Raw genomic sequence first — 23,995 nt, forward strand, 5'->3', positions numbered from 1 at the left:
CACAGCCGCTTCTTCCATGAGGATCAGGGCCCAGAGCTGACGATGAGCATAATAGCCAACGTGAACGATCAGTCACTGACCGAAGGCTCGACCCGACTCTGGGGTGGACGGTTCGCCGGCGGACCGGCCGAGGCGCTGGCCCGGCTCTCCGTGAGCGTGCAGTTCGACTGGAGGCTGGCCCCGTACGACCTGGCCGCCTCCCGCGCGCACGCCAGGGTGCTGGCCCGTGCCGGCCTGCTGTCCGCCGACGAACTGGGCCGGATGCTGGCCGCGCTGGACGACCTGGAGGCGGCGTGCGCCTCCGGGGAGTTCCGGCCCACCGTGGACGACGAGGATGTGCACACCGCGCTGGAGCGCGGGCTGCTGGAGCGCCTGGGCACGCTGGGCGGCAAGCTGCGCGCCGGCCGGTCCCGCAACGACCAGGTGGCCACCGACCTCCGGCTGTACCTGCGCGACCACGCCCGCGGCGTGGCGGCCCGGCTGGTCGAGCTGGCCGACGCGCTGACCGAACAGGCCGAGCGGCACGTGGAAACGCCCGCGCCCGGCATGACCCACCTGCAACACGCCCAGCCGGTCACCTTCGGCCACCAGCTGCTGGCGCACGTCCAGGCGCTGCTGCGCGACCTCGACCGGATGCGGGACTGGGACCGCCGGGCGGCGGTCAGCCCGCTGGGCGCCGGCGCGCTGGCCGGCTCGTCGCTGCCGCTGGACCCGGTGCAGGTCGCTCAGGAGCTGGGCTTCGAGCAGGCCGCGCCGAACTCGATCGACGCGGTGGGCGACCGGGACTTCGTCGCCGAGCTGCTGTTCGTGCTCGCCCTGGCCGGGGTGCACCTGTCCCGGCTGGGCGAGGAGGTGGTGCTGTGGACCACTCCCGAGTTCGGCTGGGTGGAGCTGGACGACGGGTTCGCGACCGGCTCGTCGATCATGCCGCAGAAGAAGAACTCGGACATCGCCGAGCTGGCCAGGGGCAAGACCGGCCGGCTGATCGGCGGGCTGGTCTCGGTGCTGACCATGCTCAAGGGCCTGCCGCTGGCGTACGACCGGGACATGCAGGAGGACAAGGAGCCGGTCTTCGACGCGGTCGACACGCTGGAGCTGGTGCTGCCGGCGCTGGCGGGGATGATCTCCACGATGACGGTACGGGTGGACCGGTTGGTCGCCGCCGCGCCGCAGGGGTACACGCTGGCCACCGAGGTGGCCGACTGGCTGGTGCGCCAGGGGGTACCGTTCCGCGACGCGCATGAGATCACCGGACGGCTGGTCGCGCTGGCCGCCGCCCGGGAGTGCGCGCTGGAGGAGGTCTCCGACGACGACCTCGCCGCCGTGTCGCCTCGGCTCACGCCGGAGGTGCGGGAGGTGTTGTCGGTGCGGGGCGCGCTTGCCGCCCGGCGTACTCCCGGTTCGACCGGGCCGGGGCCGGTGGCCGACCAGTTGGTGACCGTGCAGGACCGCCTCGACCAGTGGCGGTCCTGGGCCAGCGAGCGGGTGGTACCCCGCTGACACGCCGCGAGCCGGGCCTCGCCGAGCTGCTGGCCGGCCCCGTCGACCGGGCCGCCCGCGGGCTGCTCGGGTGCCGCTTGGTGGCCGGCGGGGTGACGGTGCGGCTGACCGAGGTGGAGGCCTACTCGGGTACCGGCCTGGACCCGGCGTCACACGCGCACCGCGGGCGTACCCCGCGCAACGCGGTGATGTTCGGGCCGGCCGGGTACGCGTACGTGTACTTCACGTACGGCATGCACTGGTGCGTGAACGTCGTGTGCGGCGTGGAGGGCGAGGCCTCGGCGGTGCTGCTCCGGGCGGGGTCCATTGTGGATGGTCTGGAAACGGCCCGGGCGAGACGGGTGGCGGTGCGCCGGGACATCGACCTGGCGCGCGGCCCGGCCCGGCTGTGCGCCACGCTGGGCATCGACCGGGCGTTCTACGGCACGAACCTGCTGGACGGGTCGGGCCTGGGTCTGCTGCTGCCGCGCGACGGGAAGGTCGGCGAGATCGAGGCGGGGCCGCGGGTCGGGGTCACGGGCGCGCACGACCTGCCATGGCGCTTCTGGCTCAAGGGCGACCCGACGGTCAGCGCCTACCGCCGCCACGTACCGCGCCGCGCATCGACGTAGCCATGCGAGCGGAAGATCTGCCAGGGCTGGGCTCATGCGGCCCTTCCCACCTGGAAGGACGTCACCAGGGGGGTGGCCTCGATGGTCGGTTGTGAGACCTCCTCGAGGTATGCCTCGACCGCTTCCCGCAGGTTGGTCATGAACGTCCGACCATCGAGACCCTCCTGACCTGAAAGGTCAACGCGTCATCCTACGAGTTCGAGGCTTTTGGGAGGGGAGCCAACGTGTTGACATGCAGCCGTCTGGCTGCCTAATGTGGTGACATGCAGCCGAACGGTTGCATGTTGGCATCGGTCGGAGCCGGATGGACGAGGTTTTCAAGGCGCTCGCGGACGCGAATCGCCGCCGTTTGCTGGATAGCCTGAACGCCCGCAACGGGCAGAGCCTGCGCGAACTGTGCGCCGGCCTGGACATGGCCCGGCAGTCGGTCAGCAAGCACCTGGCGGTGCTGGAGGCCGCCAACCTGGTGACCACGCTGTGGCGAGGCCGGGAGAAGCTGCACTACCTGAACGCGGCGCCGATCAATGCGGTCGCCGAGCGCTGGATCCACCGGTACGACCGGGAGCGGGCACGCGTGCTCGCCGATCTGACGACAGCATTGGAGCAGGCATCAATGAGCGATTCGGCATTCGTGTACACGACCTACATCAACACCACCCCGGAACGGCTCTGGCGGGGGCTGACCGATCCGACGTTCACCCGCCGCTACTGGGGGGGACTGGCTCTCGAGTCGGAGTGGACGGTGGGGGCACCCATGGTCTGGGAGGAGAACGGGGTGAGGACCACCGACCCCGCCCAGGTCGTCATCGAGTCCGACCCGTACCGCCGGCTGTCCTACTCGTGGCACACGTTCACGCCGGAGTGGGCGCGGTCCCACGGGATCGATGACGAGGCGCTCGCCAGGCTGGCCGCCGAGCGCCGGTCGACGGTGACCTTCGACATCGAACCCCAGGGGCGGCTGGTCAAGCTGACCGTCGTGCACGACGACCTGGAACCCGGCGGCACCCTACAGGGGATGATCAGCCAGGGCTGGCCACACGTGCTGTCCAACCTCAAGACCCTGCTGGAGACCGGCGAGGCGCTGCCCGCCGCCGGCGAGCCCGAACCGGTCGGAGCCCGACCGGGCGAGCGAGTGTCCTAACGAGACGATCGGCCCGCGGCACCGAGCTGCGCCGGATCGGACTTGCCGCCGAACATGGCCAGGAGGGCACGCACCGCGGGCCGGTCGGCCGCGCCGGCGAAGCTGACCTCGCTGCGGCACAGCCTCATGAACACGCGCCAACCGGGCGGCGTGGCCAGCGCGCGGTGGAACAGGCCCGGGTGGCGGATGAACGCGGACAGCAGCCGCCGCCCCGCCCGCATCTCGGGGATCAGCACCCGGTTCACGTCCGCGGCGTACCGGTCCAGGGCGCGGTCGAACTCCGCCTCGGTACCGGTGCCCGTGGCGGCCGCGGCCGCGGCGGCGGCTCCGGCGAAGGCGCCGGAGCGCAGGGCGAAGCTGATTCCCTCTCGCGTCCAGGGTTCCAGCAGCCCGGCCGCGTCACCGGCGATGACGACCCGACCCCGGCGCAGCGGGGAGTCGGCCGCCCGGCACCGGGTGAGGTGGCCGGAGTCGTGGACCGGCTGGTAGGACGCCAACCCGAGGCGCTCGACGAACCGCCGCAGGTACGCGCGGGTCTCCTCGCCCCGGCCGCGGGCGGCGATGACGCCCACCGTGAGCCGGTCCGACTTGGGGAACACCCAGCCGTACGAGCCGGGCATCGGGCCCCAGTCCAGCAGTACCCGGCCGCGCCACCGCTCACGTACCGGGTCCGGCACCGGCACCTCGACCTCGAGCCCGAGGTCCACCTGTTCGAACCGGGCGCCGGCGTGCCGGGCGCTGACGCCGGACGAGCCGTCGGTGCCCACGAGGACCCGGGCGCACACCTCCCGGCCGTCGGCCAGCCGCGCGACGGCGGCGCCGTCGGCCTGGTCGATCGCGCGCACCATCGAATCCTGCTGGATGGTGACCCCGGCCTCGGTCGCGCGCCGTTGAAGGGCGTCGTCGAACTCGTCGCGCAGCACCATCCGCAGCAGCGGTCGCGCGTCGTCGCGCCGGGTGAACTCCCGGCCGCCGTCGTGGGTGGCGGTGACCGCGTGGATCTCGTCGCGTTCGGGAACGGTGATCCACGGCGCGACGGTGGCCAGCGACGCGCCGATCAGGCCGCCGCCGCAGGTCTTGTACCGGGGGTAGCTCGACCGTTCCAGGACCACTGTCCGGGCGCCGGCGGTCGCCGCGGTGATCGCCGCCGCCAGCCCGGCCGGCCCGCCGCCGACTACGGCGACGTCCCACTCCTCGCGCTTGGACATCGCACGAGCCTACGGGGCGCCCCCAGCGACTGCTCGACCGGCGGGTGTTCGCGGCCGGGCGACCGGTCGGAAAACTGGAGTAGGCCAGCTCCGGTACTAAGATTACGAGGACGACCATCGATGAACCGGGGGTAGCGGTGAGCGGTCGAGAGCCGATGTCCGAGGTGGACGCACAGAAGCTGCTGGCGGAGCTGGACACCTCGGTGGCCCACCCGGCCCGGCGGTACAACTACTGGCTCGGCGGCACGGACAACTTCCCCGCCGACCGGGCGTCCGGCGACGCCATCGCCGGGGTGTTCCCCACCATCCGGACGGCGGTCATCGAGAACCGCCGGTTCCAGCGCCGGGCCGTCAGCTTCCTGGCCGGCGAGGTCGGCCTGCGCCAGTTCCTCGACATCGGCACCGGGATCCCCACCGCCGACAACACCCACCTGGTGGCCCAGGCGGTCGATCCGTCCTGCCGGGTGGTCTACGTCGACAACGACCCGATCGTGCTGGCCCACTCCCGGGCGCTGCTGACCAGCTCGCCGGAGGGCGCCACCGCGTACCTCGACGCCGACATCCGGGAACCCGACTCGATCCTGAGCGACCCGGAGCTGCTGGGCACCCTCGACCTGACCCGGCCGGTCGGGCTGATGGTGGTGGCCGTGCTGCACTTCCTCAAGGACTCGGACGACCCGTACGCGGCGATCGCCCGGCTGGTCGAGGCCATGCCCTCCGGCAGCTACCTGACCGTCACGCACGCCACCAACGACTACCTGTCGCCGGAGACCGCCGCGGCGGTGGACGACACCGACCGCGACCAGGTGCCCTTCCAGTTCCGTTCGCGCGAACAGTTCGCGGGTTTCCTGGACGGTCTGGAACTGGTGGAGCCGGGCATCGTGTCGGTGGCCGAATGGCGCGCCGAGGCCGAGCAGCCGCCCCGCCCGTCGGCCGAGGAGACGTCGGTGTACGGGGCGGTCGCCAGGATTCCGTGAGCCGGCTGGTGCGCGCGCACCCGCTCAGTCGAACGAGACGTGGTCGAACGCGAACGGCGTGGCCAGTTCGTCCCGGCGACGCTTGAGCCCGGCCAACTCGCGCGCCAGGTCACGCTTGTCGTGCAGGGCGGGCTCGGCGATGCCCAGCAGCTTGAGCCGTTCGCCGATCGCCGAGGTGGCCAGGTCCTCCGCGAGCCGGCTCGGATCGACCCCGCACGAGAAGCGGTGCTGCCGGATCCGGGCCCGCTCGAACAGGCACTGCCCCTCGCGTACGTCCAGCCACGCCCAGCCCTCGGCGGTGCCGTCGCGCCAGGACACGTTCAGCGCCCGCACGATCGGGTCGACCAGGCGCCCGCTCACGTAGGCGTCGACCGCCGCCGCGCGGGCGACTGCGCCGAGGTCGTTGACGTACCCCTCCCGGCCGTCGGGCAGCCGGCCGGTGATGTCGCGGTAGCCGGGCGGCTCGCCCCCGGTGGCCGTGGTGTACGCGTGCGCGTCGAGCACGTACTCGAGGACGCGCCGCGCGAACGCACCGGTACCGTGCGCCGCGGATTCGACGCGCAGCAGCGGCAGGCCGACGGCCTCGCACACGGCGGCGGTCGCCCGGTCGGCGCGCGCGGCGCCGGCCCCGAGCACCGCCGGGTCACGCAGCTGGACGGCCAGCACCGGAGTCTGGCCGGCGGCCTCGGCCACCACGAACGCCAGCGGGGTACGCGTGGCGGAACTCCACTGGTGTGCGGTGACGCCCGGCGGCCGGCCGCGTACCACCTGCCCGAGTCTGCGGTCGGGCCGCACGAGCAGGCCGGCGCGCTCGAAGGCGGCGGTGTCGCCGACCCCGTTCGGCATCGAGACTGGGTGCAGCCAGGCGTCCGGCTCGGTGCTCGCCAGCCGATCTCTGATCACGCGGTCCGTGCTCCTCCCGCCATGCCGCCCCAGGACTGACGCAATGGTAGGGACGTTGGGCGGTGCGGGGTCGGCGGGGGCGATGGTTCACAACAGCGGCACCTTGGCGGTGAAGGCGACGGGCGCGCCCCGCGGGCGGGTCAGCTCGGTGGGCTGGCGACCGGGTCCACCGAGGACTCGGTCGGTGAGGGTAGGCAGCCGACTCCGCTCTGCGCGTGGATGCTGATGCTGATCGTGCCCTCTCGGTCAAAAGGCGACGTGGGCGAGGGCGCCGCGCCCCCGCGGGGAGCGGTCCCCTGTGAAGGGCCGATCCAGCGCTCATCGATCCAGAGGAAGCTCGGTACGCCGTCGATGTTCTTGCAGTAGAACAGCCCCGCCTGGTAGTCACCCGGGATCACCTGCGGGAAGTCCGCCTGCTGCGGCATCCACCCTCGACCCCGCAGGCCCGCGTCGTACATGGCGGTGATCTGGTCCTGGCCGAAGCTCACGCCGAGGTCGAAGGTTGCCGCGACCTTGGTCGAGGTGTCACCGACGTAGGCGTCCTGCTCCTTGCCGCGGACCGTCACCTTTTCGGTCAACCGCTGACATCCCCTCTCGGATGTCGGACTGCCCTGCAAGGTCGCGTACGGGGGTACGAATCGAAACACCGGCTCGGCCCTGAACGCGGCCAGTAGCGCGTCCTCGTTCGGGGGCGGCTGGCAGTCACTGGCCGAACGCGAATGCCAGACGTAGGCGGCGACGCCGGCGAGCAGGCACACCACCACGGCGCTGATCGAGACCGATTTTCTCCCCATCTGCCGGAATCTACCCGACGCCGGCAAGGCGCCGCCTCACTCCACAATGGACGATTGGCTCGGGCAGGGCACCCGCTACCTCGGGCTGAGCCAGAGCACGCCCAGGGGCGGTACCCGCAGGGACGCCGACGCCGGCAGGCCGTGCAGGGGCAGCGGCTCCGCCTGTACCGCGCCGAGATTGCCCACGCCCGACCCGCCGTAGCTCTGCGAATCCGTGTTGATCATCTCCGTCCAGGTGCCCGCCACCGGCAGTCCCAGCCGGTACCCCTCGTGCGGCACGGCCGAGAAGTTGGCCACGCACACCAGCGGCGACCCGTCGGCGGCCAGGCGCATGAACGCGATGGTGTTGTTGCTCGCGTCGTCACCGACGATCCAGCGGAACCCGTCCGGCGAGGTGTCCCGCGACCACAGCGGCGGGCAGGCGCGGTAGGCGGTGTTGAGGTCGCCCACCAGCCGCTGCACCCCGGCGCGTTGCGGGTCCTCCAGCAGGCCCCAGTCCAGCCCGCGGATCTCGCTCCACTCCTGGTCGTCGGCCAGCTCGCAGCCCATGAACAGCAACTGCTTGCCCGGGTGCGCCCACATGTACGCCAGCAGCGCCCGGGCGCTGGCCAGCCGGCGCCAGGTGTCGCCGGGCATCTTGCCGGTCAGCGAGCCCTTGCCGTGCACCACCTCGTCGTGGCTGATCGGCAGCACGTAGTTCTCGCTCCACGCGTACACCAGCGAGAAGGTCAGCTGATTGTGGTGGTACTGCCGGTGCACCGGGTCCTTGGCCAGATAGTCCAGGGTGTCGTGCATCCAGCCCATGTTCCACTTGAAGCCGAAGCCCAGCCCGCCGGCCGTGGTCGGCCGGGTCACCCCGGGCCAGGCGGTGGACTCCTCGGCCACCATCAGGATGCCGGGGTGGTGCCGGTACGCGGTGGCGTTGACCTCCTGCAGCAGCCCGATCGCCTCGAGGTTCTCCCGGCCGCCGTACTGGTTGGGTTCCCACTCGCCCTCGTTGCGCGAGTAGTCGAGGTAGAGCATGGAGGCGACGGCGTCCACGCGCAGGCCGTCGACGTGGAACTCGTCGAGCCAGTACAGCGCGTTGGCGACCAGGAAGTTACGGACCTCCCGGCGGCCGTAGTCGAACACGTACGTGCCCCAGTCCGGGTGCTCGCCGCGGCGGCGGTCGGGATGCTCGTACAGCGGCGTGCCGTCGAACCGGGCCAGCGCCCAGTCGTCGCGCGGGAAGTGGGCCGGCACCCAGTCGAGGATGACCCCGATGCCGGCCTGGTGCAGTCGGTCCACCAGGTGGCGCAGGTCGTCCGGCTCACCGAAGCGGGAGGTGGGCGCGTAATACCCGGTGACCTGGTATCCCCACGAGCCGCCGAACGGGTGCTCCATCACCGGCAGGAACTCCACGTGCGTGAACCCCAGCTCCACCACGTACTCGGTGAGCTGGTCGGCCAGTTCGCGGTAGGACAGTCCGGGACGCCAGGAGCCGAGGTGCACCTCGTACACGCTGATCGGTTCCTGGTGCGGTACGGAACGGGCCCGCCGCTCCATCCAGGTCGCATCGGCCCAGTCGTAGCGGGAGCGGTACACGACGGAGGCGGTGGCGGGCGGGACCTCGGTGTGCGCGGCGAGCGGGTCGGCCTTGTCGTGCCAGCCGCCGTCGGGGCCGAGAATCCGGTACTTGTACCGCTGGCCGGGCGCGGCGGCGGGCACGAACAGCTCCCAGACGCCGGTGGAGCCCATGGAGCGCATGGGCCAGCCGTCGTACGCGCCCCAGCCGGTGAAGTCGCCGACCACCCGTACCGCGCGGGCGTTGGGCGCCCACACCGTGAAGGCCACGCCGTCCGCGTGCGGCTGCGCGCCGAGCACCGACCAGAGCCGTTCGTGGCGGCCCTCCGAGATCAGGTGAAGGTCCAGCTCGCCGATGGTCGGCGGGTACCGGTACGGGTCGTCGACGCGCTGCCCGTCCACGTCCAGCCGGTAGTCCAGCACCTGGCCGGGCACGGCGGCCTCGAACACGCCCGCCTCGTGCAGCCGGCGCATCGGGTACCGCCCGCCCTCGGCGAGCACGGCGACCTCGCCGGCCTCGCGCCGGTAGGTCCGGATGACGGTGCGCGCGTCACCGGGGCCGTCGTCGCCCGGGTGCGCGCCCAGCAGCGCGTGCGGGTCGTGAGTCTCGCCACTGATCAGGGCGCCTACCAGGTTGTCCATCAGACCTCGCCACGATGGTGGACCGTGAAGATGTGTGCCGGTTGAACGTACGGATCCAGCCCGACGATGTTGCGCTGGCCCCAGTCGTAGGTGATCCCGGTCAGCTCGTCACGCACGGCGAACCGGTCCTGCCAGTCCAGGCCCAGCGCCGGCAGGTCGAGCGTGACGTTGCCCCACTGCGTGTTGGCCGCGTCGAGGGTGCACGCCACCAGGACCGTGTTTCCGGTGGCCGGGTCGCGCTTGGACCAGCACAGCAGGGCGTCGTTGTCGACCTCGTGGAAGCGCAGGTTGCGCAGCCAGTGCAGGGCCGGGTTGTTGCGCCGGATGGTGTTGAGCAGCGTGATGAAGCCGGCCAGCGAGCGGCCGGCCGCCTCCTCGCCGGCCCAGTCCCTGGGGCGCAGCTGGAACTTCTCGTTGTCCAGGTACTCCTCGGCGCCCGGCCGGGCCTCGTGCTCGAACAGCTCATAACCGGCGTACATACCCCAGGACGGGGCGAGCATGCTGGCCAGTACCGCCCGGATCTTGAACATCGGCGGGCCGCCGTGCTGGAGCGTCTCGTGCAGGATGTCCGGGGTATTGGGCCAGAAGTTGGGCCGCATGAAGTCCGCGGTGCCGACCAGCTCCTCGCAGTACTCGCGCAGCTCGGCGGCCGTGGTCCGCCAGGTGAAGTAGGTGTACGACTGGGTGAAGCCGACCTTGCCCAGCCCGTGCATGACGGCCGGCCGGGTGAACGCCTCGGCGAGGAACAGCACCCCCGGCTCCACCCGCCTGACCTCGCCGATGAGCCAGTGCCAGAAGTCCAGCGGCTTGGTGTGCGGGTTGTCCACCCGGAACGCGTGCACGCCCAGGCCCACCCAGTGCAGCACGATCCGCAGTACCTCGGCCCGGATGCCGGCCGGGTCGTTGTCGAAGTTGAGCGGGTAGATGTCCTGGTACTTCTTGGGCGGGTTCTCCGCGTAGGCGATGGACCCGTCGGGCCGGTGGGTGAACCATTCGGGGTGCTCGGTGGCCCACGGGTGGTCCGGCGCGGTCTGCAGCGCCAGGTCCATGGCCACCTCCAGACCCACCTCGCGGGCCGCCGCGATGAAGTCCCGGAAGTCCTGCTCGGTGCCCAGCTCCGGGTGGATCGCGTCGTGCCCGCCCTCGGCCGCGCCGATCGCCCACGGGGAGCCGACGTCGTCGGGGCCGGCCACCAGGGCGCTGTTCCTGCCCTTGCGGTTGACCCGGCCGATCGGGTGGATGGGCGGCAGGTAGAGCACGTCGAAGCCCATGGCGGCGACGCCGGGCAGGCGCGCGGTGGCGGTGGCGAAGGTACCGTGCCGGGCCGGCTCGCCGGGTGCCGGCACGGGTACCCCCTCGGACCGGGGGAAGAACTCGTACCAGGCGGAGAACAGGGCGCGGGGCCGGTCGACCCAGAGCTGGTACTCCTCGGACCGGCTGATCAGCCTGCGCACCGGGTACCGCCAGAGCACGCCGGCCAGGTCGAGGGCGGGGGAGACCCGGGCGAACAGGGGGATCCGGGTGTCGGCGAGCGCGGCGCAGGCCCCCTCGATCCGGCGGTGCGCCTCCGCTGGGACGCCGGCCAGCGCCTCCTCCAGGATCTGCCCGCCCTCGATCAGGTCGGCGGCCAGGTCGTCGGTGCCCTGGCCGGCGTCCAGCTTCTTGCGGACGGCGTCGCGCCAGGTCAGGTACGGGTCGTCGAACGCCTCGACGGCGAAGGCCCAGGAGCCCACCGCGTCCGGGATGATCGTCGCGTGCCACCGGTCCAGCCCGAACCCGGTGGCCGCCATCCGGGTGAACGGGCGGGTCCGGCCGTCCGGGCCGTGCCAGACCACGTCGCAGCCCAGCGCGGCGTGTCCCTCGCGGTAGACGGTCGCCGCGATGGGCACCAGCTCGCCGACGACCGCCTTGGCCGGGTAGCGCCGGCACTCGACGCATGGTGAGACGTCCTCGATCGGGAACCGTCCAGTCATCGTCTCAACGTAAACCAGCCGGGCGCGGATCTCTCGCCGAGCGGATCGGTGCCCGCGCTCATCCGAGCGCCTGCCGGTACACCCGCATGGTCCGCTCGGCGATCGATTCCCAGGAGAACTGCCGCGTCGCCCGGTCGCGCCCGGCCCGGCCCATCCGGGCGGCCAGCTCGGGGTCCTCCAGCAGTTCGGTAATCGCCGCGGCCAGGCCGGCGACGAACCCCTCCTCGTCGCGCGGGGTGCCGTCGGGCGCCTGCTCGGTCGCCACGAGCAGGCCGGTCTCCCGGTCGGCGACCACCTCCGGGATGCCGCCGGTGGCGGTGGCCACCACCGCGGTCTCGCAGGCCATCGCCTCCAGGTTGACGATGCCCATCGGCTCGTAGATGGACGGGCAGGCGAACACGGTGCTGTGCGAGAGCACCTGGATGACCTCGCGCTTGGGCAGCATCTGGCGGACCCAGACCACTCCGTCGCGGCGCTCGCGCAGCCGGGCCACCAGCCCCTCGACCTCGGCCGCGATCTCCGGGGTGTCCGGCGCGCCGGCCAGCAGCACCAGCTGGGCGCCGGCCGGCAGCCGGTCGGCGGCGCGCAGCAGGTAGGGCAGGCCCTTCTGCCGGGTCACCCGGCCGACGTAGGTGACGCACGGCCGGTCCGGGTCCACGCCGAGGCGCTCCAGCACGCCGGTCCCCGGATCCGGGGCGTACTGATCGGTGTCGATCCCGTTGTGCACGACGTGTACCCGGCCGGGGTCCACCGCCGGGTAGCAGTCGAGCAGGTCCCGGCGCATGCCGTCGGACACCGCGATGACGGAGTCGGCCGCCTCCAGGGCGGTGCGCTCGCACCACGACGACAGCGCGTACCCGCCGCCGAGCTGCTCGGCCTTCCACGGGCGCAGCGGCTCCAGGCTGTGCGTGGTGACCACGTGGGGCACCCCGTACAGCAGCTTCGCGACGTGGCCGGCGAGGTTGGCGTACCAGGTGTGGCTGTGCGCGATGCCGGTGCCGGCGGCACCCGCGACCATTTCCAGGTCGATGCCCATGGTGCGCAGGGCGGGATTGGCGCCCTGGAGTCCGGGTGGGGTGGCGTACCCGGTCACGCCGGGCTGCGCCCGGGGCCCCGGCGCCCCGAAGCAGTGCACCCGCACGTCGGCCAGGGTGCGCAGGTTCTCGGCGAGGTACTCGACGTGTACCCCGGCGCCGCCGTACACGTCCGGGGGGTATTCCCGGGTGAGCAGGTCGACCCGGAGCGGCCGGTCGGCGGCCGGCTCGGTGGCGTGGCCGGGCGCTGGTGCGCCGGGCATGGAGTTTGCGGCCATGCGCCGCACAGTAGTCCCGTATCGGCCTTCTGCACTGGCGCGAAGCCATCGTGGTGGTTAGCGTCCTGTCATGGGTACCAAGGTGCTCGCCATCGTGTTGGCGGGCGGCGAGGGTAAGCGACTGATGCCGCTGACCGCCGACCGCGCCAAGCCGGCCGTCCCGTTTGGCGGGATCTACCGAATGATCGACTTTGTGCTGTCCAATCTCGTCAACGCCGGGTACCTGAAAATCGTGGTGCTCACCCAGTACAAGTCGCATTCGCTGGACCGGCACGTGACCATGACCTGGCGGATGTCCACCCTGCTGGGCAACTACGTGGCCCCGGTGCCGGCGCAGCAGCGCCTCGGGCCGCAGTGGTTCGCCGGCTCGGCCGACGCCATCTACCAGAGCCTCAACCTGGTCTACGACGAGAACCCCGACTACGTCCTGGTGTTCGGCGCCGATCACATCTACCGGATGGACCCGGAGCAGTTGGTGGCCGACCACATCGCCTCGGGCGCCGCGGTCACCGTGGCGGGCATCCGCCAGCCGCTGTCACAGGCCGACCAGTTCGGCGTCATCGATGTGGCCGCGGACGGCCGGCGCATCCGGGCGTTCCGGGAGAAGCCGACCGACGCCACCGGGCTGCCGGGCGCCCCCGACGAGATCTACGCGTCGATGGGTAACTACGTCTTCACCGCAGGCGCGTTGATCGACGCGGTGACCCGGGACGCGAAGGACCCGCGCAGCCGGCACGACATGGGCGGCAACATCATCCCCAACTTCGTCGAGCGCGGCGAGGCCAACGTGTACGACTTCCGGGACAACCAGGTGCCGGGGAGTACCGACCGGGATCGCGGGTACTGGCGGGATGTGGGAACCCTGGATTCGTACTACGAGGCCCACATGGACCTCATTTCCGTCCAACCGGTATTCAACCTGTACAACTCCGACTGGCCGATCCTCACCGGTCACGGGCCATGGCCACCGGCCAAGTTCGTGCATGACCGGCCGGAACGGGCGGGTCGGGCGGTCGGATCGATGATCTCACCCGGTGTCGTGATCTCCGGATCGCTGGTGGAGAATTCGGTCGTCTCGCCCAACGTGCGGGTGCACTCCTGGGCGCACGTTGACGGATCGGTGGTGATGGAAGGCGTGGACATCGGGCGGCACGCGGTGATCCGCAACGCCATCATCGACAAGAACGTGACGGTGCCCGAGGGCTGCGAGATCGGTGTCGACCTGGAGCACGACCGGGCACGCTACAAGGTCACCGACCGTGGCGTCGTGGTCATCGGCAAGGGTCAGAAGGTGGAGGCCTGATGTCCGGCAATTCGCGGGCGGGGCAGCCCGCCCAACCGTCCGACCTGGTGGACATCGGGGCCCTGCTGGCCGCGTACCACAACGAGCACCCGGACCCGGCCGACCCGGCCCAGCAGGTCGCCTTCGGCACCTCCGGGCACCGGGGTTCCAGCCTGCGCAAGGCGTTCAACTCCGACCACATCGTCGCGATCAGCCAGGCCATCTGCGACTACCGCAAACTTCACGGCATCGATGGCCCGCTGTTCATCGGTCGGGACACCCACGCGCTGAGCGAGCCGGCCGCCTGCGACGCGCTGGAGGTGTTCGCCGGCAACGGCATGCGGGTGCTGATGGACGACCGGAACGGGTACACCCCGACGCCGGCGGTCTCGCACGCGATCATCAGCTACAACCTGGGCCGGGAGTCCGGGTTCGCCGACGGTGTGGTGGTCACTCCGTCGCACAACCCGCCCGATGACGGGGGCTTCAAGTACAACCCGCCCAGCGGCGGGCCGGCCGACTCCGACGTGACCCGGTGGATCCAGGAGCGGGCCAACAACCTGATGGCCGGCGGGCTGCGCGAGGTGCGCCGGATCCCGTACGAGCGGGCCAGGGCCGCCGACAGCACCGGCGGGTACGACTTCCTCGGCAAGTACGTCGACGACCTGCCCTCGGTGGTGGACCTGGCGGCGGTGCGCGACGCCGGGCTGCGCATCGGCGCCGACCCGCTGGGTGGGGCGAGCGTGGCGTACTGGGAGGAGATCGCCAACCGGCACGGCCTGGACCTGACCGTGGTCAACAAGGCCGTCGACCCGACCTGGTCGTTCATGACGCTGGACTCGGACGGGAAGATCCGCACCGACTGCTCGTCGCCGTACGCGATGGCCTCACTGATCAACCAGCGCAGCGCGTACCAGGTGGCCACCGGCAACGACGCGGACGCCGACCGGCACGGGATCGTGACGCCCGACGCCGGCCTGATGAACCCGAACCACTACCTGGCGGTGGCGATCTCGTACCTGTTCGCCAACCGGGACGGCTGGCCGGAGCGGGCCGCGATCGGCAAGACCCTGGTGTCCTCGTCGATGATCGACCGGGTGGCGGCCGACCTGGGCAGGCCACTGGTCGAGGTGCCGGTGGGCTTCAAGTACTTCGTGTCCGGCCTGCTGGACGGCACCATCGGCTTCGGCGGCGAGGAGAGCGCCGGCGGCGCGTTCCTGCGCATGGACGGGCGCACCTGGACGACCGACAAGGACGGCATCCTGATGTGCCTGCTGGCGTCGGAGATCACGGCCGTGACCGGCCGGTCACCCAGCGAGCACTACGCCGAGCTGACCGCACGCTTCGGCGAGCCGGCCTACGCGCGGCTGGACGCGCCGGCCGACCGCGACCAGAAGAAGATCCTGGGCTCGCTGTCGCCGCAGCAGGTGCCGGCCACCGAGCTGGCCGGGGAGCCGATCACCCAGACGCTGACCGAGGCGCCCGGCAACGGCGCGGCGATCGGCGGGCTCAAGGTGCTCACCGACTCGGGCTGGTTCGCGGCCCGGCCGTCGGGCACCGAGGACGTCTACAAGATCTACGCGGAGTCGTTCAAGGGCAAGGAGCACCTGGAGCGCATCCAGGAGGAGGCCCGCGCGGTCGTGTCGGAGGTTCTCTCGCAGGGCTGAACCGAATCGGTCCACGGGACGTGCTGATTGAGCGAGGGCCGCGTGCCGCCGGGGCGGCGTGCGGCCCTCGAATCGGTCCCGCTGGTTTCGAGGAGGCGACCCGTGAAGGGTTGGGTTTCGGTCGTCCTGGGTGTGCTGCTGGTGCTGGTCGGGCTGCTGTGGTCGCTGCAGGGCTTCGATGTCATGGGCGGATCCGCGATGAGCGGGAAGACCATGTGGGCCGTGATCGGGCCGATCGTCGCCGTGGTCGGCCTGGTGCTGCTGGTACTGGGTGGCCGCTGGGCACGCCGCACGGGCGGTTCCCGCGCGTAGTCGTACAGACTCGCCGGCGGGCGTGTCGCGCGCCCGCCGGCGTCCACGCTGAGCAACGTGTCCCGATCGCCCGGGGCGCGGCGGCTCACCGCGCCGGAATGAGCCGCCCGAGCTTGTCCGGGTTGGCCATCAATTGCACACCGGTGATCAGACCGTTCGCGACCTCGAACGAGCAGGCCTGCCATTGCGCGCCCAGCCGGATCAGCAGTCCGGGCTGACCGTTGAGTTCGGCGATCCTGAGGTCGACAGAGGACTGCTTGGCGATGATGCCGATCACGAATCGGGAGACTCGCTCGGCGCCGGATACGGGCCGCAGCGCGGCCCGCGCCTTGCCGCCGCCGTCGCTCCACAACGTCACGTCCCGGGCCAGGAGCCCGTCGAGGGTCTCCCTCTCGCCGGTGCGGGCCGCGAGTACGAACCGTTCCACCAGGTCACGGTGGACGCCGGGGTCGACGGTGAAACGGGCGCGGTCGCCGGCCAGGTGGGCGGCGCCACGCCGGTGCAATTGCCGGGCGTGAGCCCCGCTCAGCCCGAGAATCTCGCCGATCTCCGCGTACGGCAGGTCGAAGGCCTCACGCAGGACGAACACCGCCCGTTCGGGTGCGGAGAGCCGCTGCAGCACCCGCAGCATGGCCAATGACAGCGTTTCGCGTTGCGCGGCGGTGTCGGCCGGCCCCAGCGGCTGCCCCTCCTGGATGAGCACGGGTTCGGGCAGCCACTGACCGACGTAGGTTTCGCGCTGGCGGTAGGCCAGCCGCATCCGGTCGATCGACAGTCGGGTGACCACCGTCATCAGGAAGCGGTGGGGGACCGCGATCGCCGACCGGTCGGCGGCGGACCACCGCAACCAGGCCTCCTGGACCACGTCCTCGGCATCGGCGAAGCTGCCCAGCAACCCATAGGCGACCTTCAGGAGCCTGGCCCGGTGCCGCTGGAACTCCGCGCCCTCCTCGTCCCGCGGACGACCGGAACCTTCGTCTCCCGGTCGACCGGGCGCTTCGTCCCGCGGTTGACTCGGAGCCTCTGCCACCGCGGAAGTATAGGAAAAAGTCGTCCGGGGCGGCCGGTATTCATCCGGCCGCCCGGAGGTGGGTGCGGCGATACTCACACGTCTTCGGGCAGCCTGCGGGTGGTGATCGCGATCCGGTTGAAAGCGTTGATCATAATTATCGCCATCACGAGGTCGGCCACTTCCTTCTCCGACCAGATCGCCCGCGCCTCATCCCACAGCTGATCGGGAACGCCGTCCTCGCCGATCTTCGTGACGGCGTCGGTCAACGCCAGCGCGACCCGTTCCTGCTCCGAGAAGAACGGCGATTCCCTCCACGCCGAGAGGGCGAACAGGCGCCGAGGAGTCTCCCCAGCCTTGATCGCGTCGGCACTGTGCATGTCGACACAGAAGGCGCAACCGTTGACCATCGAAGCCCGGACCTTGATCAGTTCCAGCAGCGCCGGGTCCACATTCTCCTGGCTGTAGGTGTGCAATTCAAATACTTTCCGGTACCCACCCGGTGCCACCTTCTCCATCCGCATGCGTTCCTTCATGGCCTGTCATTCCCCTCTCACCTCGGTGGCAGACAGTGAGAAGACGGGTGCGACCGCACCCCGCGTGACAGTTCCGGCGAATTATGACTCGGGTCACCGATCGCCGCGGCGGCCCGTGCCGTGCTGCCCCGCTATGCCGTGCTGCCCCGCCATGCCGTGCTGCCCCGCCATGCCGTGCCGTGCCCGTTCACGAGGAGTCGGCGCGGGTGCGCGCGACGGCCTCGCCCGCGCGCCGGCTCGCAACAGCGCCCGGGCCTGCTGCCGGTTCCGGCCGGTCCGTCGTGGCCGCCGCGCCGCGCGGGCCGCCGTATTCACTCCGATAGCCCGCATCCATCGACCGTTCGGCGGTTAACCGTGCCGACGGCGGCCTGCTAACCTCGGCCAGTTTCACCGCGGTTGATGCGGTGTACCGATTGTCTGGCAGGTGAGTTATGGCTATTCGTCGCGCTAAACAAAAGCAGCAGGTCATTGAGAAACTGACGAGCGTGGCCCCGCCCGGGGAGACGTTCATCGCGTGCGTGCACTGCGAGACCGGGCCCAGCCCGTGGCTCAACGGACTGTTCGACGAGATCCCGTTCCTCGGCCTCATCGTCGCGCTGACGCGGCGGTTCTACTTCATCACGCTCACCAACACCACGGTGGTCGTCAACTCCGCCAACCGGTTCACCAACCGCCCCGGCGACGTGGTCTGTTCCTTCCCGCGTAACGCCTTCCCGGTGCAGCGGGTCAAGCGGGGGCGGGTCTGGAGTTCGATGTACGTGCAGCTCCCGACCGGCGGGAAGCCGACCCGGCTGAACGTCAACCGGTACTGGCGCGACGAATTCGACTCGTTGATGACCGTGGTTCCGGCCGCGATTCCGGCACAGGCGACCCCGGCCGCCGCGCCCCAGACCCCGGCCGTCTAGCCGCCGCGGGCCCGATTTCACGGGGGTGAGGCCGGGGTCGATGGCGGCCGCCGCGGTTGTCCGCGCGTGCCGTCTCCCGTACGGGGTGACACCTCGGCCCACCCGACTTTCTCCAGAGCGCACGTTGCCCGGGTACCGTGTGGACAGATCTTGGTCGCGAGCGGTGTGGGTGAGGTTGGTCGCCATGGAGGATGGGCCGCCGGACGGCCTCCCGCGTTACCGGGTGCTCACCGGACCGGATGACGAGAGGTTCTGCCGCAGGGTCAGTGAGGCACTGGACCTGGGCTACCGCCTGCATGGCGGCCCGGCCGTCACCTACGACGGCGAGCACGTCATCGTCGCTCAGGCGGTGGTCTGGACAGCGCCGGCGCAGACCACCGCCAACAGCCTTTAAGGCAGGTCCACCACGAGGCCGGGGGCCGCGACCGCGATGTCGCCGCGGTACGCCCCGGTCGCCGCGGCCCGCGCGGCATCCGGGTCGGTGTCCGGGAACAGGTGGGTCAGCACCAGCCGACCGACCCCGGCCTGTGCGGCCTGTCGTCCGGCGTCGGCGGCACTGGTCAGGTCGTGCCGCGAGTCCTCCGGTACCTCGTCGGCGAAGCTGGCCTCGGCCAGCAGCGCGTCGGCGCCGCGCGCCAACTCCACCACCTCCGGGCTCGGGCCGGTGTCACCGGTGTACGCCAGCGCCCGCCCGCCGGCCTCCAGCCGCACTCCCGCGTTGGGCGTCCAGTGCGGCAGCAGGCGGGTGTACGCCCGGAACGGGCCGATCTCCCACTGCTCGCCGGCGCCGAACTCGTGCAGCGTGTACGCGTCGTCCAGCATCCCCGGGCGGTCCAGCGCGAGCACCCGGTCCAGGGCACCCGCCAGCGAGTACACCGGCAGCGGCCGGGGCGGCCGGGCCGCGCCGAGCGAGCGCGCGCGCAGCAGCGGGTTCAGGTCCGCGCAGTGGTCCGGGTGCCCGTGGCTGACGAACACCGCGTCGACCCGGTTGGCGGGGCAGTGCTCCAGCAGCCGGGGCACGGTGGCGTAACCGACGTCGACCAGCAGCCGGAAGCCGTCGCGCTCGACGAGGAAACCGCTGCACGCCTGGCCCGCCGCGGGCCACGCCCCGCACGCCCCGAGCACGGTCAATCGCATGCCACGACTCTATGGCCGGGTCGGGCCGGGACGGGCCGTGAATCTTCGAATCCGTCGGCCGGACCGTGACACGGCCCACGCGATGGGACCCGAGGGCGCCGCCGTCCGGCATCATCGATGAGAGCCACGCGTCTGCGGTGGCCGGGTCGAGGGAAGGCGGTGCGATGGCGAGTCAGGTACAGACCGCCGGGGTGGGGTTCCGGTCCGAACGGGGTCCCGTGCTGCTCTCGGTCATGCTGTGCACCGGGCTGGTCGCCCTGGACAGCACCATCATCGCCACCGCGGTGCCCTCGATCGTGCGCGACCTCGGCGGGTTCGCCGACTTTCCCTGGCTCTTCTCCGTGTACCTGCTGACCCAGGCCGTCACCGTGCCGCTGTACGGCAAGCTCGCCGACGTGGTCGGTCGCCGGCCGGTGATGTTCTTCGGCATCGCCGTGTTCCTGGCCGGCTCGGTGCTGTGTGGCTTCTCCTGGAGCATGCTCACGCTGATCCTGTTCCGGGCGGTGCAGGGCATCGGCGCGGGCGCGATACAGCCGATCAGCATGACCATCGTCGGCGACCTGTACTCGATCGAGGAGCGCGCGAAGGTGCAGGGCTACCTCGCGGGAGTCTGGGGCGCCGCGTCGGTGCTCGGGCCCACGCTCGGTGGCGTCTTCGCCGAGTACGTGTCGTGGCGCTGGATCTTCTTCATCAACGTGCCGCTCGGCATGGCCGCGTCCTGGATGCTCGCCCGGCACTTCAAGGAGCGGATCACCCGCCGCGAACACCGCGTCGACTACCCGGGGGCGGCGCTGCTCATCGCCGGCTGCTCGCTGATCATCCTCGGTACCCTGCAGGGCGGCACCAGTTGGGCCTGGCGGTCGCTGCCGAGCGTGCTCATCTTCGCCACCGGCGCGGCGCTGCTGGTCGGGTTCGTGTTCGTCGAGCGGGTGGCGCCCGAGCCGGTGCTGCCGCTGTGGGTGTTCCGGCAGCGGTCCCTGGTGGGCGGCAACCTGTCCGCGCTGATCGTCGGCGCGGTGCTGATCGGGCTCAGCTCGTACGTGCCCAACTTCGCCCAGGGTGTGCTCGGACTGGGGGCGGTGGTGGCCGGCTTCGTACTGGCCGCGTTGAGCATCGGCTGGCCGCTGGCCTCCTCGGTGTCCGGCCGCGTCTACCTGCGCATCGGCTTCCGCGACACCGCGTTGATCGGCAGCGGCGTGGTAGTGGTCGGCACCGTGATGTGCGCGCTGCTGTCCGAGCGGACCAGTGCCCTGGCGCTCGCCGGGGCGTGCTTCGTCATCGGGGTGGGGCTGGGCCTGGTCGCCAGCCCGATCCTGGTGGCGGCGCAGTCGGTGGTGGGCTGGGACCGGCGCGGCGTGGTCACCGGTACCAACATGTTCTTCCGCTCCATCGGCAGCGCGCTGGGCGCGGCGGTGTTCGGCGCGATCGCCAACGCGACGCTCAACGACCGGCTGTCGCACCCGCCGGCCGCGCTGGCCGGCCGGATCCCCGGCGGCCCGGACGCCACCAGCGTGGTACTGGGCAGCGCCGGGCAGCCGACGGACGTCGCCGAGTACCTCAAGGCGAGCCTGTACGAGGCGACGCACCACGTGTTCCAGGCGCTGATCGCGGTGGCGGCGGTGGGGATCGCGGTGCTGCTGTTCATGCCGCGGCGCACCGCTACCCCCGAGCCCGCCGAATCCGTGACGCCCGAGCACGCCGCCGGCTGACCCTCAATTCGTTGGTCAGGCCGCGGGGAGGCCATTACAGTCGCGGGTATGCGCTTTGGTTGACGCACCGTAACCACGCCCGCGGTACCGGCGCCCGCGCGCCGGCTGGCCCGGCGGACCGTGGGCTGGGCCGCGCTGTCCGGCACCGTCCCGTTCTACTCCCTTTACGCGCTGCTGTTCACGCACGCCGGCCTGACCGGCACCCAGATCTCCGCGCTATTCGCGATCTGGTCGGTGGTCGGCGTGCTGGCCCAGGTGCCGGCCGGGGTGGTGGCCGACCGGTACTCCCGCCGGGGCGCACTGGTCGCCGGTGCCCTGCTGGAGGCCGGCGGGTACGGGCTCTGGCTCGGGCTGCCGAGCTTTCCCGGCTTCGCGGCGGGCTTCGCGCTCTGGGGCATCAGCGTCGCGCTCATCAGTGGCACCGTCGAGGCGTTGCTGTACGACGGGCTGGCCGGCTCGGGCGCCGATGGGCACTTCGCGACCGTGTTCGGTCGGGTCGAGGCGGCCGGCCTGCTCGCCACCATCCCCGGCGCCCTGGCCGGGGGCGCGTTGCTCCGCATCGGCGGGTACCCGCTGGTTGGCTGGGTCAGCGTGGCCTGCTGCCTGGCGGTCGCCGCGCTGGCGTACCGGCTGCCCGAGCCGCCTCGCGGCGGCGCGACCGAGCCGCCTTGCGGCGGCGTGACCGAGCCGGGTTGCGGCGGCGTGACCGAGCCGGGTTGCGACGCGGACGAGCGATCGCGACGCCTTCCCGACGCCGGCGAGGCTCCCGACCACGCCGGCCGGGGGTCGTACCTGGCCATGCTCCGGACCGGGCTGGCCGAGATCCTTACCCGTGCGCCCCTGCGCGCCGCGGTGCTGTTGGCCGCCGCGTTGGGCGGCGTGGACGCCATCGACGAGTACTTCCCGCTGATGGCGGCCGGCTGGGGCGTGCCCGCCGCGCTGGTACCGGTGGCCGTGCTGGGCATTCCGCTGGCCGGGGCGGCGGGGTCCGCGGCGGGTCCGGTACTGGCCGGGGCGGGCCGGGGGGCGATGGCCGCGGTGCTGGTCGTCGCCGGGCTGGCGCTGGGCGCAGCCGCCCTGGTGCACCGGCCGGTGGCGCTGGCCGCGGTGGCGGTGTTCTACGCCCTGTACCGGCTGGTCCTGGTCCTTGTCGACACCCGGCTGCAGGAGCGGATCGCCTCCGGCGCGCGGGCGACGGTGACCTCGGTGGCCGGGCTGGGCACCGATGCGGCCTCGGTCGGCCTCTTCGCCGCCTGGGCGGCGGGCGGCCTGCCGGTCATCGCCGCTCTGGTGCTGGCGATCGGTGTCGCCCTGCCCCGGGCGCTGCGGCGGTCACCGGTGCCCGCGGCACGGGTCGGGGCCACACCCCGGTGAGCACCGGTCAGCCGTGGACCGGCGCCGAGCCGAGCACCTCGGCGACGAAGGAATCGGCGCGCGCCAGCAGCCCGTCCACGCGCTGCTCGACGGTGAGCCCCGGAGCGGGATGCACGCTCGCCGTCGGCTTGACCATCCGCGCGTTCCGGCAACAGGCCAGGTCGGCGCAGATGTACGTGCCGACGGTGTTGCCGTCCCGGCCGGACTGCCCGGCGCGGCGCGCCGCGAACAGGCTGACGTTGTTCCCTGGTTGGCTGGTCCGGCACAGCGAGCACATGGCCGAGACCCGCCGGGACATCTTCGACTCGGCCGCGCGCAGTTGCACGCCGACCGCCCGCCCGTCCCGCCACATGACCAGGTACCCGCGTAGGGGCGCCCTCGGGTCCCGCCAGCCCAGGAAGTCCAGGCCGGCCCAGTCGAGCAGGTCCAACTCCCTCGGCAGGGTCATGCTCTTGGCGTCACCGCGCGAGCAATTGCTCATCGAGCCGCGGATCTGCTGCTCGGTCATTGGTTCCATGACGTCCTCACCACCAGCCAATCCCCGGCGGGCACCGGTCCGGTGCTCTCGGGACGTCCAGGGACGCTAGCGGAGCCACCCGTCCGCGAACGAGCGATTTTCGCCGCGGCCGGTGGGGTGCGGCGGAGTGCGGCGGTGCGGCGGCGTCACGCGCCCGGGCTGGTGGCCACCGTGAGGATCACGCGCCGGGAGCCCACGGTGGCCTCGCGCGCCCGGGCGTCGGTGAACCCGGCGGCCCGGGCCAGCGCGACCGCGTCCGGCTCCGTCTCGGGCAGCGCCAGGTCCGTGGCGACCAGGCCGGCGAAGACGCCGCCGGGGCGGAACGTGGACGCGACCGGCAGGGTGAACCCGCACCGGCCGCCGGGTCGAAGCACCCGCCGCCAGTCGGCCAGGGCCGCTCTGCCCAGGAAATGCAGCGACGAGGCGCACATCACGACGTCGAGGACGGCGTCGGCGACCGGCAGCGGCACGGCCGAAGCCACCCGCCACTCGATCGCGGCGGCGTACCCGAGCCGGTCCGCGCGGGCCCGTCCGGCGGCCACCATGCCGGCCGACAGGTCGACGGCCAAGATGGCGGGCGCGGTGGGCTCGGCGGATGCGCGGGGTGTGGCGGGCGCGCTGCGTGCGCCGGGCCCGGCGGCCGGGCGCGACGCCGCGACCGACAACGCCACCGCTCCGGTTCCGCACGCGACGTCCGCCACCGATTCGTCGGGCGACGGTGCGATGAGCGCGACCAGGCGCCGGGCGACCTCGTCGTGGTACGCGTCGTCGTACGAGCCCGCCAGGTCGTCGAAGGCGCGCGCCATCGGGTCCGGATCGTTCATGATCGCAGCGTAACCGCCGGGCTCGGGCCGGCCCATGGTCGGCGCGGTGCCCGATCTGGGACGGTGCCCGATCTGGGACGGTGCCCGATCTGAGACGGT

At 71.8% G+C, this 23,995-nt stretch carries 22 protein-coding genes; 11 read left to right on the forward strand and 11 right to left on the reverse strand.

Features of this window, described 5'->3' with window-relative positions:
• Window positions 1-42 precede the first annotated feature (42 nt).
• The 3 genes from argH (at window position 43) to ABEA87_RS36625 (ending at window position 3,252) form a co-directional block, all read left to right on the forward strand.
• Complete coding sequence (gene argH, locus ABEA87_RS36615; protein ID WP_425571022.1) at window positions 43-1,500, forward strand: argininosuccinate lyase; 1,458 nt, start codon at window positions 43-45, stop codon at window positions 1,498-1,500.
• Window positions 1,470-2,111, forward strand: coding sequence for a DNA-3-methyladenine glycosylase (locus ABEA87_RS36620; protein WP_345637780.1), 642 nt, complete (start codon window positions 1,470-1,472; stop codon window positions 2,109-2,111). Before argH ends, ABEA87_RS36620 begins: the two co-directional genes overlap by 31 nt.
• Before the next feature lie 304 nt (window positions 2,112-2,415).
• A complete protein-coding gene (locus ABEA87_RS36625) occupies window positions 2,416-3,252 on the forward strand; it encodes an ArsR/SmtB family transcription factor (RefSeq protein WP_345637692.1) in 837 nt (278 codons plus the stop codon).
• Here the strand turns inward: ABEA87_RS36625 and ABEA87_RS36630 are convergent.
• Window positions 3,249-4,460, reverse strand: a complete 1,212-nt coding sequence (locus ABEA87_RS36630) for a geranylgeranyl reductase family protein (RefSeq protein WP_345637694.1) — start codon at window positions 4,458-4,460, stop codon at window positions 3,249-3,251. The two genes, ABEA87_RS36625 and ABEA87_RS36630, sit on opposite strands and share 4 nt — an antisense overlap.
• 155 nt (window positions 4,461-4,615) lie before the next feature.
• Between ABEA87_RS36630 and ABEA87_RS36635 the strand changes: the two genes are divergently transcribed.
• Window positions 4,616-5,437 (forward strand): SAM-dependent methyltransferase, encoded by an 822-nt coding sequence (locus ABEA87_RS36635; RefSeq protein WP_345637696.1) that lies wholly within the window; start codon window positions 4,616-4,618, stop codon window positions 5,435-5,437.
• Window positions 5,438-5,461: 24 nt separating this feature from the next.
• On the opposite strand, the gene ABEA87_RS36640 is transcribed toward ABEA87_RS36635, so the two are convergent.
• The 5 genes from ABEA87_RS36640 to glgA form a co-directional block, all read right to left on the reverse strand.
• Window positions 5,462-6,340, reverse strand: coding sequence for a DUF2726 domain-containing protein (locus ABEA87_RS36640; RefSeq protein WP_345637698.1), 879 nt, complete (start codon window positions 6,338-6,340; stop codon window positions 5,462-5,464).
• A gap of 140 nt (window positions 6,341-6,480) precedes the next feature.
• Window positions 6,481-7,134 (reverse strand): hypothetical protein, encoded by a 654-nt coding sequence (locus ABEA87_RS36645; RefSeq protein WP_345637700.1) that lies wholly within the window; start codon window positions 7,132-7,134, stop codon window positions 6,481-6,483.
• Between the two features lie 75 nt (window positions 7,135-7,209).
• Window positions 7,210-9,339, reverse strand: coding sequence for a 1,4-alpha-glucan branching protein GlgB (glgB, locus tag ABEA87_RS36650; protein ID WP_345637702.1), 2,130 nt, complete (start codon window positions 9,337-9,339; stop codon window positions 7,210-7,212).
• Window positions 9,339-11,312 (reverse strand): alpha-1,4-glucan--maltose-1-phosphate maltosyltransferase, encoded by a 1,974-nt coding sequence (locus ABEA87_RS36655; RefSeq protein ID WP_345637704.1) that lies wholly within the window; start codon window positions 11,310-11,312, stop codon window positions 9,339-9,341. Before ABEA87_RS36655 ends, glgB begins: the two co-directional genes overlap by 1 nt.
• 58 nt (window positions 11,313-11,370) lie before the next feature.
• A complete protein-coding gene (glgA, locus tag ABEA87_RS36660; RefSeq protein WP_345637705.1) occupies window positions 11,371-12,624 on the reverse strand; it encodes a glycogen synthase in 1,254 nt (417 codons plus the stop codon).
• Between the two features lie 70 nt (window positions 12,625-12,694).
• Here glgA and glgC point away from each other — a divergent pair, with 70 nt between their 5' ends.
• From glgC to ABEA87_RS36675, 3 genes are all read left to right on the forward strand, one after another.
• Window positions 12,695-13,927 carry a glucose-1-phosphate adenylyltransferase gene (gene glgC / locus ABEA87_RS36665; RefSeq protein ID WP_345637707.1) on the forward strand — a complete coding sequence of 411 codons (1,233 nt, stop codon included), beginning with the start codon at window positions 12,695-12,697 and terminating at the stop codon, window positions 13,925-13,927.
• Window positions 13,927-15,573, forward strand: a complete 1,647-nt coding sequence (pgm, locus tag ABEA87_RS36670; RefSeq protein ID WP_345637708.1) for a phosphoglucomutase (alpha-D-glucose-1,6-bisphosphate-dependent) — start codon at window positions 13,927-13,929, stop codon at window positions 15,571-15,573. Before glgC ends, pgm begins: the two co-directional genes overlap by 1 nt.
• Window positions 15,574-15,675: 102 nt before the next feature.
• Window positions 15,676-15,885 carry a hypothetical protein gene (locus ABEA87_RS36675; protein ID WP_345637710.1) on the forward strand — a complete coding sequence of 70 codons (210 nt, stop codon included), beginning with the start codon at window positions 15,676-15,678 and terminating at the stop codon, window positions 15,883-15,885.
• Window positions 15,886-15,970: 85 nt separating this feature from the next.
• On the opposite strand, the gene sigJ is transcribed toward ABEA87_RS36675, so the two are convergent.
• Window positions 15,971-16,993: an RNA polymerase sigma factor SigJ gene (sigJ, locus tag ABEA87_RS36680; RefSeq protein WP_345637712.1), complete on the reverse strand. Its 1,023-nt coding sequence runs from the start codon at window positions 16,991-16,993 to the stop codon at window positions 15,971-15,973.
• Window positions 16,990-17,430, reverse strand: a complete 441-nt coding sequence (locus ABEA87_RS36685; protein ID WP_345637713.1) for a carboxymuconolactone decarboxylase family protein — start codon at window positions 17,428-17,430, stop codon at window positions 16,990-16,992. Before ABEA87_RS36685 ends, sigJ begins: the two co-directional genes overlap by 4 nt.
• A gap of 485 nt (window positions 17,431-17,915) precedes the next feature.
• On the opposite strand from ABEA87_RS36685, the gene ABEA87_RS36690 reads away from it, so the two are divergent.
• Window positions 17,916-18,335 (forward strand): hypothetical protein, encoded by a 420-nt coding sequence (locus tag ABEA87_RS36690; protein WP_345637715.1) that lies wholly within the window; start codon window positions 17,916-17,918, stop codon window positions 18,333-18,335.
• Between the two features lie 184 nt (window positions 18,336-18,519).
• The gene (locus ABEA87_RS36695; RefSeq protein WP_345637717.1) at window positions 18,520-18,729 is read left to right on the forward strand and encodes a DUF1737 domain-containing protein; all 210 of its coding nucleotides are present in this window, start codon (window positions 18,520-18,522) and stop codon (window positions 18,727-18,729) included.
• Here the strand turns inward: ABEA87_RS36695 and ABEA87_RS36700 are convergent.
• Window positions 18,726-19,472, reverse strand: a complete 747-nt coding sequence (locus tag ABEA87_RS36700) for an MBL fold metallo-hydrolase (RefSeq protein ID WP_345637719.1) — start codon at window positions 19,470-19,472, stop codon at window positions 18,726-18,728. The genes ABEA87_RS36695 and ABEA87_RS36700 overlap by 4 nt on opposite strands.
• Window positions 19,473-19,636: 164 nt before the next feature.
• Here ABEA87_RS36700 and ABEA87_RS36705 point away from each other — a divergent pair, with 164 nt between their 5' ends.
• Together ABEA87_RS36705 and ABEA87_RS36710 are read left to right on the forward strand one after the other, a co-directional pair.
• Complete coding sequence (locus ABEA87_RS36705; RefSeq protein ID WP_345637720.1) at window positions 19,637-21,181, forward strand: MDR family MFS transporter; 1,545 nt, start codon at window positions 19,637-19,639, stop codon at window positions 21,179-21,181.
• Window positions 21,182-21,301: 120 nt separating this feature from the next.
• A complete protein-coding gene (locus ABEA87_RS36710; protein ID WP_345637722.1) occupies window positions 21,302-22,555 on the forward strand; it encodes an MFS transporter in 1,254 nt (417 codons plus the stop codon).
• A 7-nt stretch (window positions 22,556-22,562) separates the two neighbouring features.
• Here the strand turns inward: ABEA87_RS36710 and ABEA87_RS36715 are convergent, their stop codons facing one another.
• Together ABEA87_RS36715 and ABEA87_RS36720 are read right to left on the reverse strand one after the other, a co-directional pair.
• The gene (locus tag ABEA87_RS36715; RefSeq protein WP_345637724.1) at window positions 22,563-23,063 is read right to left on the reverse strand and encodes an FBP domain-containing protein; all 501 of its coding nucleotides are present in this window, start codon (window positions 23,061-23,063) and stop codon (window positions 22,563-22,565) included.
• 155 nt (window positions 23,064-23,218) lie between these two features.
• Window positions 23,219-23,896 carry a class I SAM-dependent methyltransferase gene (locus ABEA87_RS36720; RefSeq protein WP_345637725.1) on the reverse strand — a complete coding sequence of 226 codons (678 nt, stop codon included), beginning with the start codon at window positions 23,894-23,896 and terminating at the stop codon, window positions 23,219-23,221.
• Between the last annotated feature and the right edge of the window lie 99 nt (window positions 23,897-23,995).

This window comes from Rugosimonospora acidiphila (assembly GCF_039543385.1).
GTDB lineage: Bacteria > Actinomycetota > Actinomycetes > Mycobacteriales > Micromonosporaceae > Rugosimonospora > Rugosimonospora acidiphila.

Coding starts and splice junctions, on each gene's coding strand:
- argH (WP_425571022.1), top strand. CDS start 43: ATGAGCATAATAGCCAACGTGAACGATCAGTCACTGACCGAAGGCTCG.
- ABEA87_RS36625 (WP_345637692.1), top strand. CDS start 2,416: ATGGACGAGGTTTTCAAGGCGCTCGCGGACGCGAATCGCCGCCGTTTG.
- ABEA87_RS36630 (WP_345637694.1), bottom strand. CDS start 4,460: ATGTCCAAGCGCGAGGAGTGGGACGTCGCCGTAGTCGGCGGCGGGCCG.
- ABEA87_RS36635 (WP_345637696.1), top strand. CDS start 4,616: ATGTCCGAGGTGGACGCACAGAAGCTGCTGGCGGAGCTGGACACCTCG.
- ABEA87_RS36645 (WP_345637700.1), bottom strand. CDS start 7,134: ATGGGGAGAAAATCGGTCTCGATCAGCGCCGTGGTGGTGTGCCTGCTC.
- glgB (WP_345637702.1), bottom strand. CDS start 9,339: ATGGACAACCTGGTAGGCGCCCTGATCAGTGGCGAGACTCACGACCCG.
- ABEA87_RS36655 (WP_345637704.1), bottom strand. CDS start 11,312: ATGACTGGACGGTTCCCGATCGAGGACGTCTCACCATGCGTCGAGTGC.
- glgA (WP_345637705.1), bottom strand. CDS start 12,624: ATGGCCGCAAACTCCATGCCCGGCGCACCAGCGCCCGGCCACGCCACC.
- glgC (WP_345637707.1), top strand. CDS start 12,695: ATGGGTACCAAGGTGCTCGCCATCGTGTTGGCGGGCGGCGAGGGTAAG.
- pgm (WP_345637708.1), top strand. CDS start 13,927: ATGTCCGGCAATTCGCGGGCGGGGCAGCCCGCCCAACCGTCCGACCTG.
- ABEA87_RS36685 (WP_345637713.1), bottom strand. CDS start 17,430: ATGAAGGAACGCATGCGGATGGAGAAGGTGGCACCGGGTGGGTACCGG.
- ABEA87_RS36695 (WP_345637717.1), top strand. CDS start 18,520: ATGGAGGATGGGCCGCCGGACGGCCTCCCGCGTTACCGGGTGCTCACC.
- ABEA87_RS36700 (WP_345637719.1), bottom strand. CDS start 19,472: ATGCGATTGACCGTGCTCGGGGCGTGCGGGGCGTGGCCCGCGGCGGGC.
- ABEA87_RS36705 (WP_345637720.1), top strand. CDS start 19,637: ATGGCGAGTCAGGTACAGACCGCCGGGGTGGGGTTCCGGTCCGAACGG.
- ABEA87_RS36715 (WP_345637724.1), bottom strand. CDS start 23,063: ATGACCGAGCAGCAGATCCGCGGCTCGATGAGCAATTGCTCGCGCGGT.
- ABEA87_RS36720 (WP_345637725.1), bottom strand. CDS start 23,896: ATGAACGATCCGGACCCGATGGCGCGCGCCTTCGACGACCTGGCGGGC.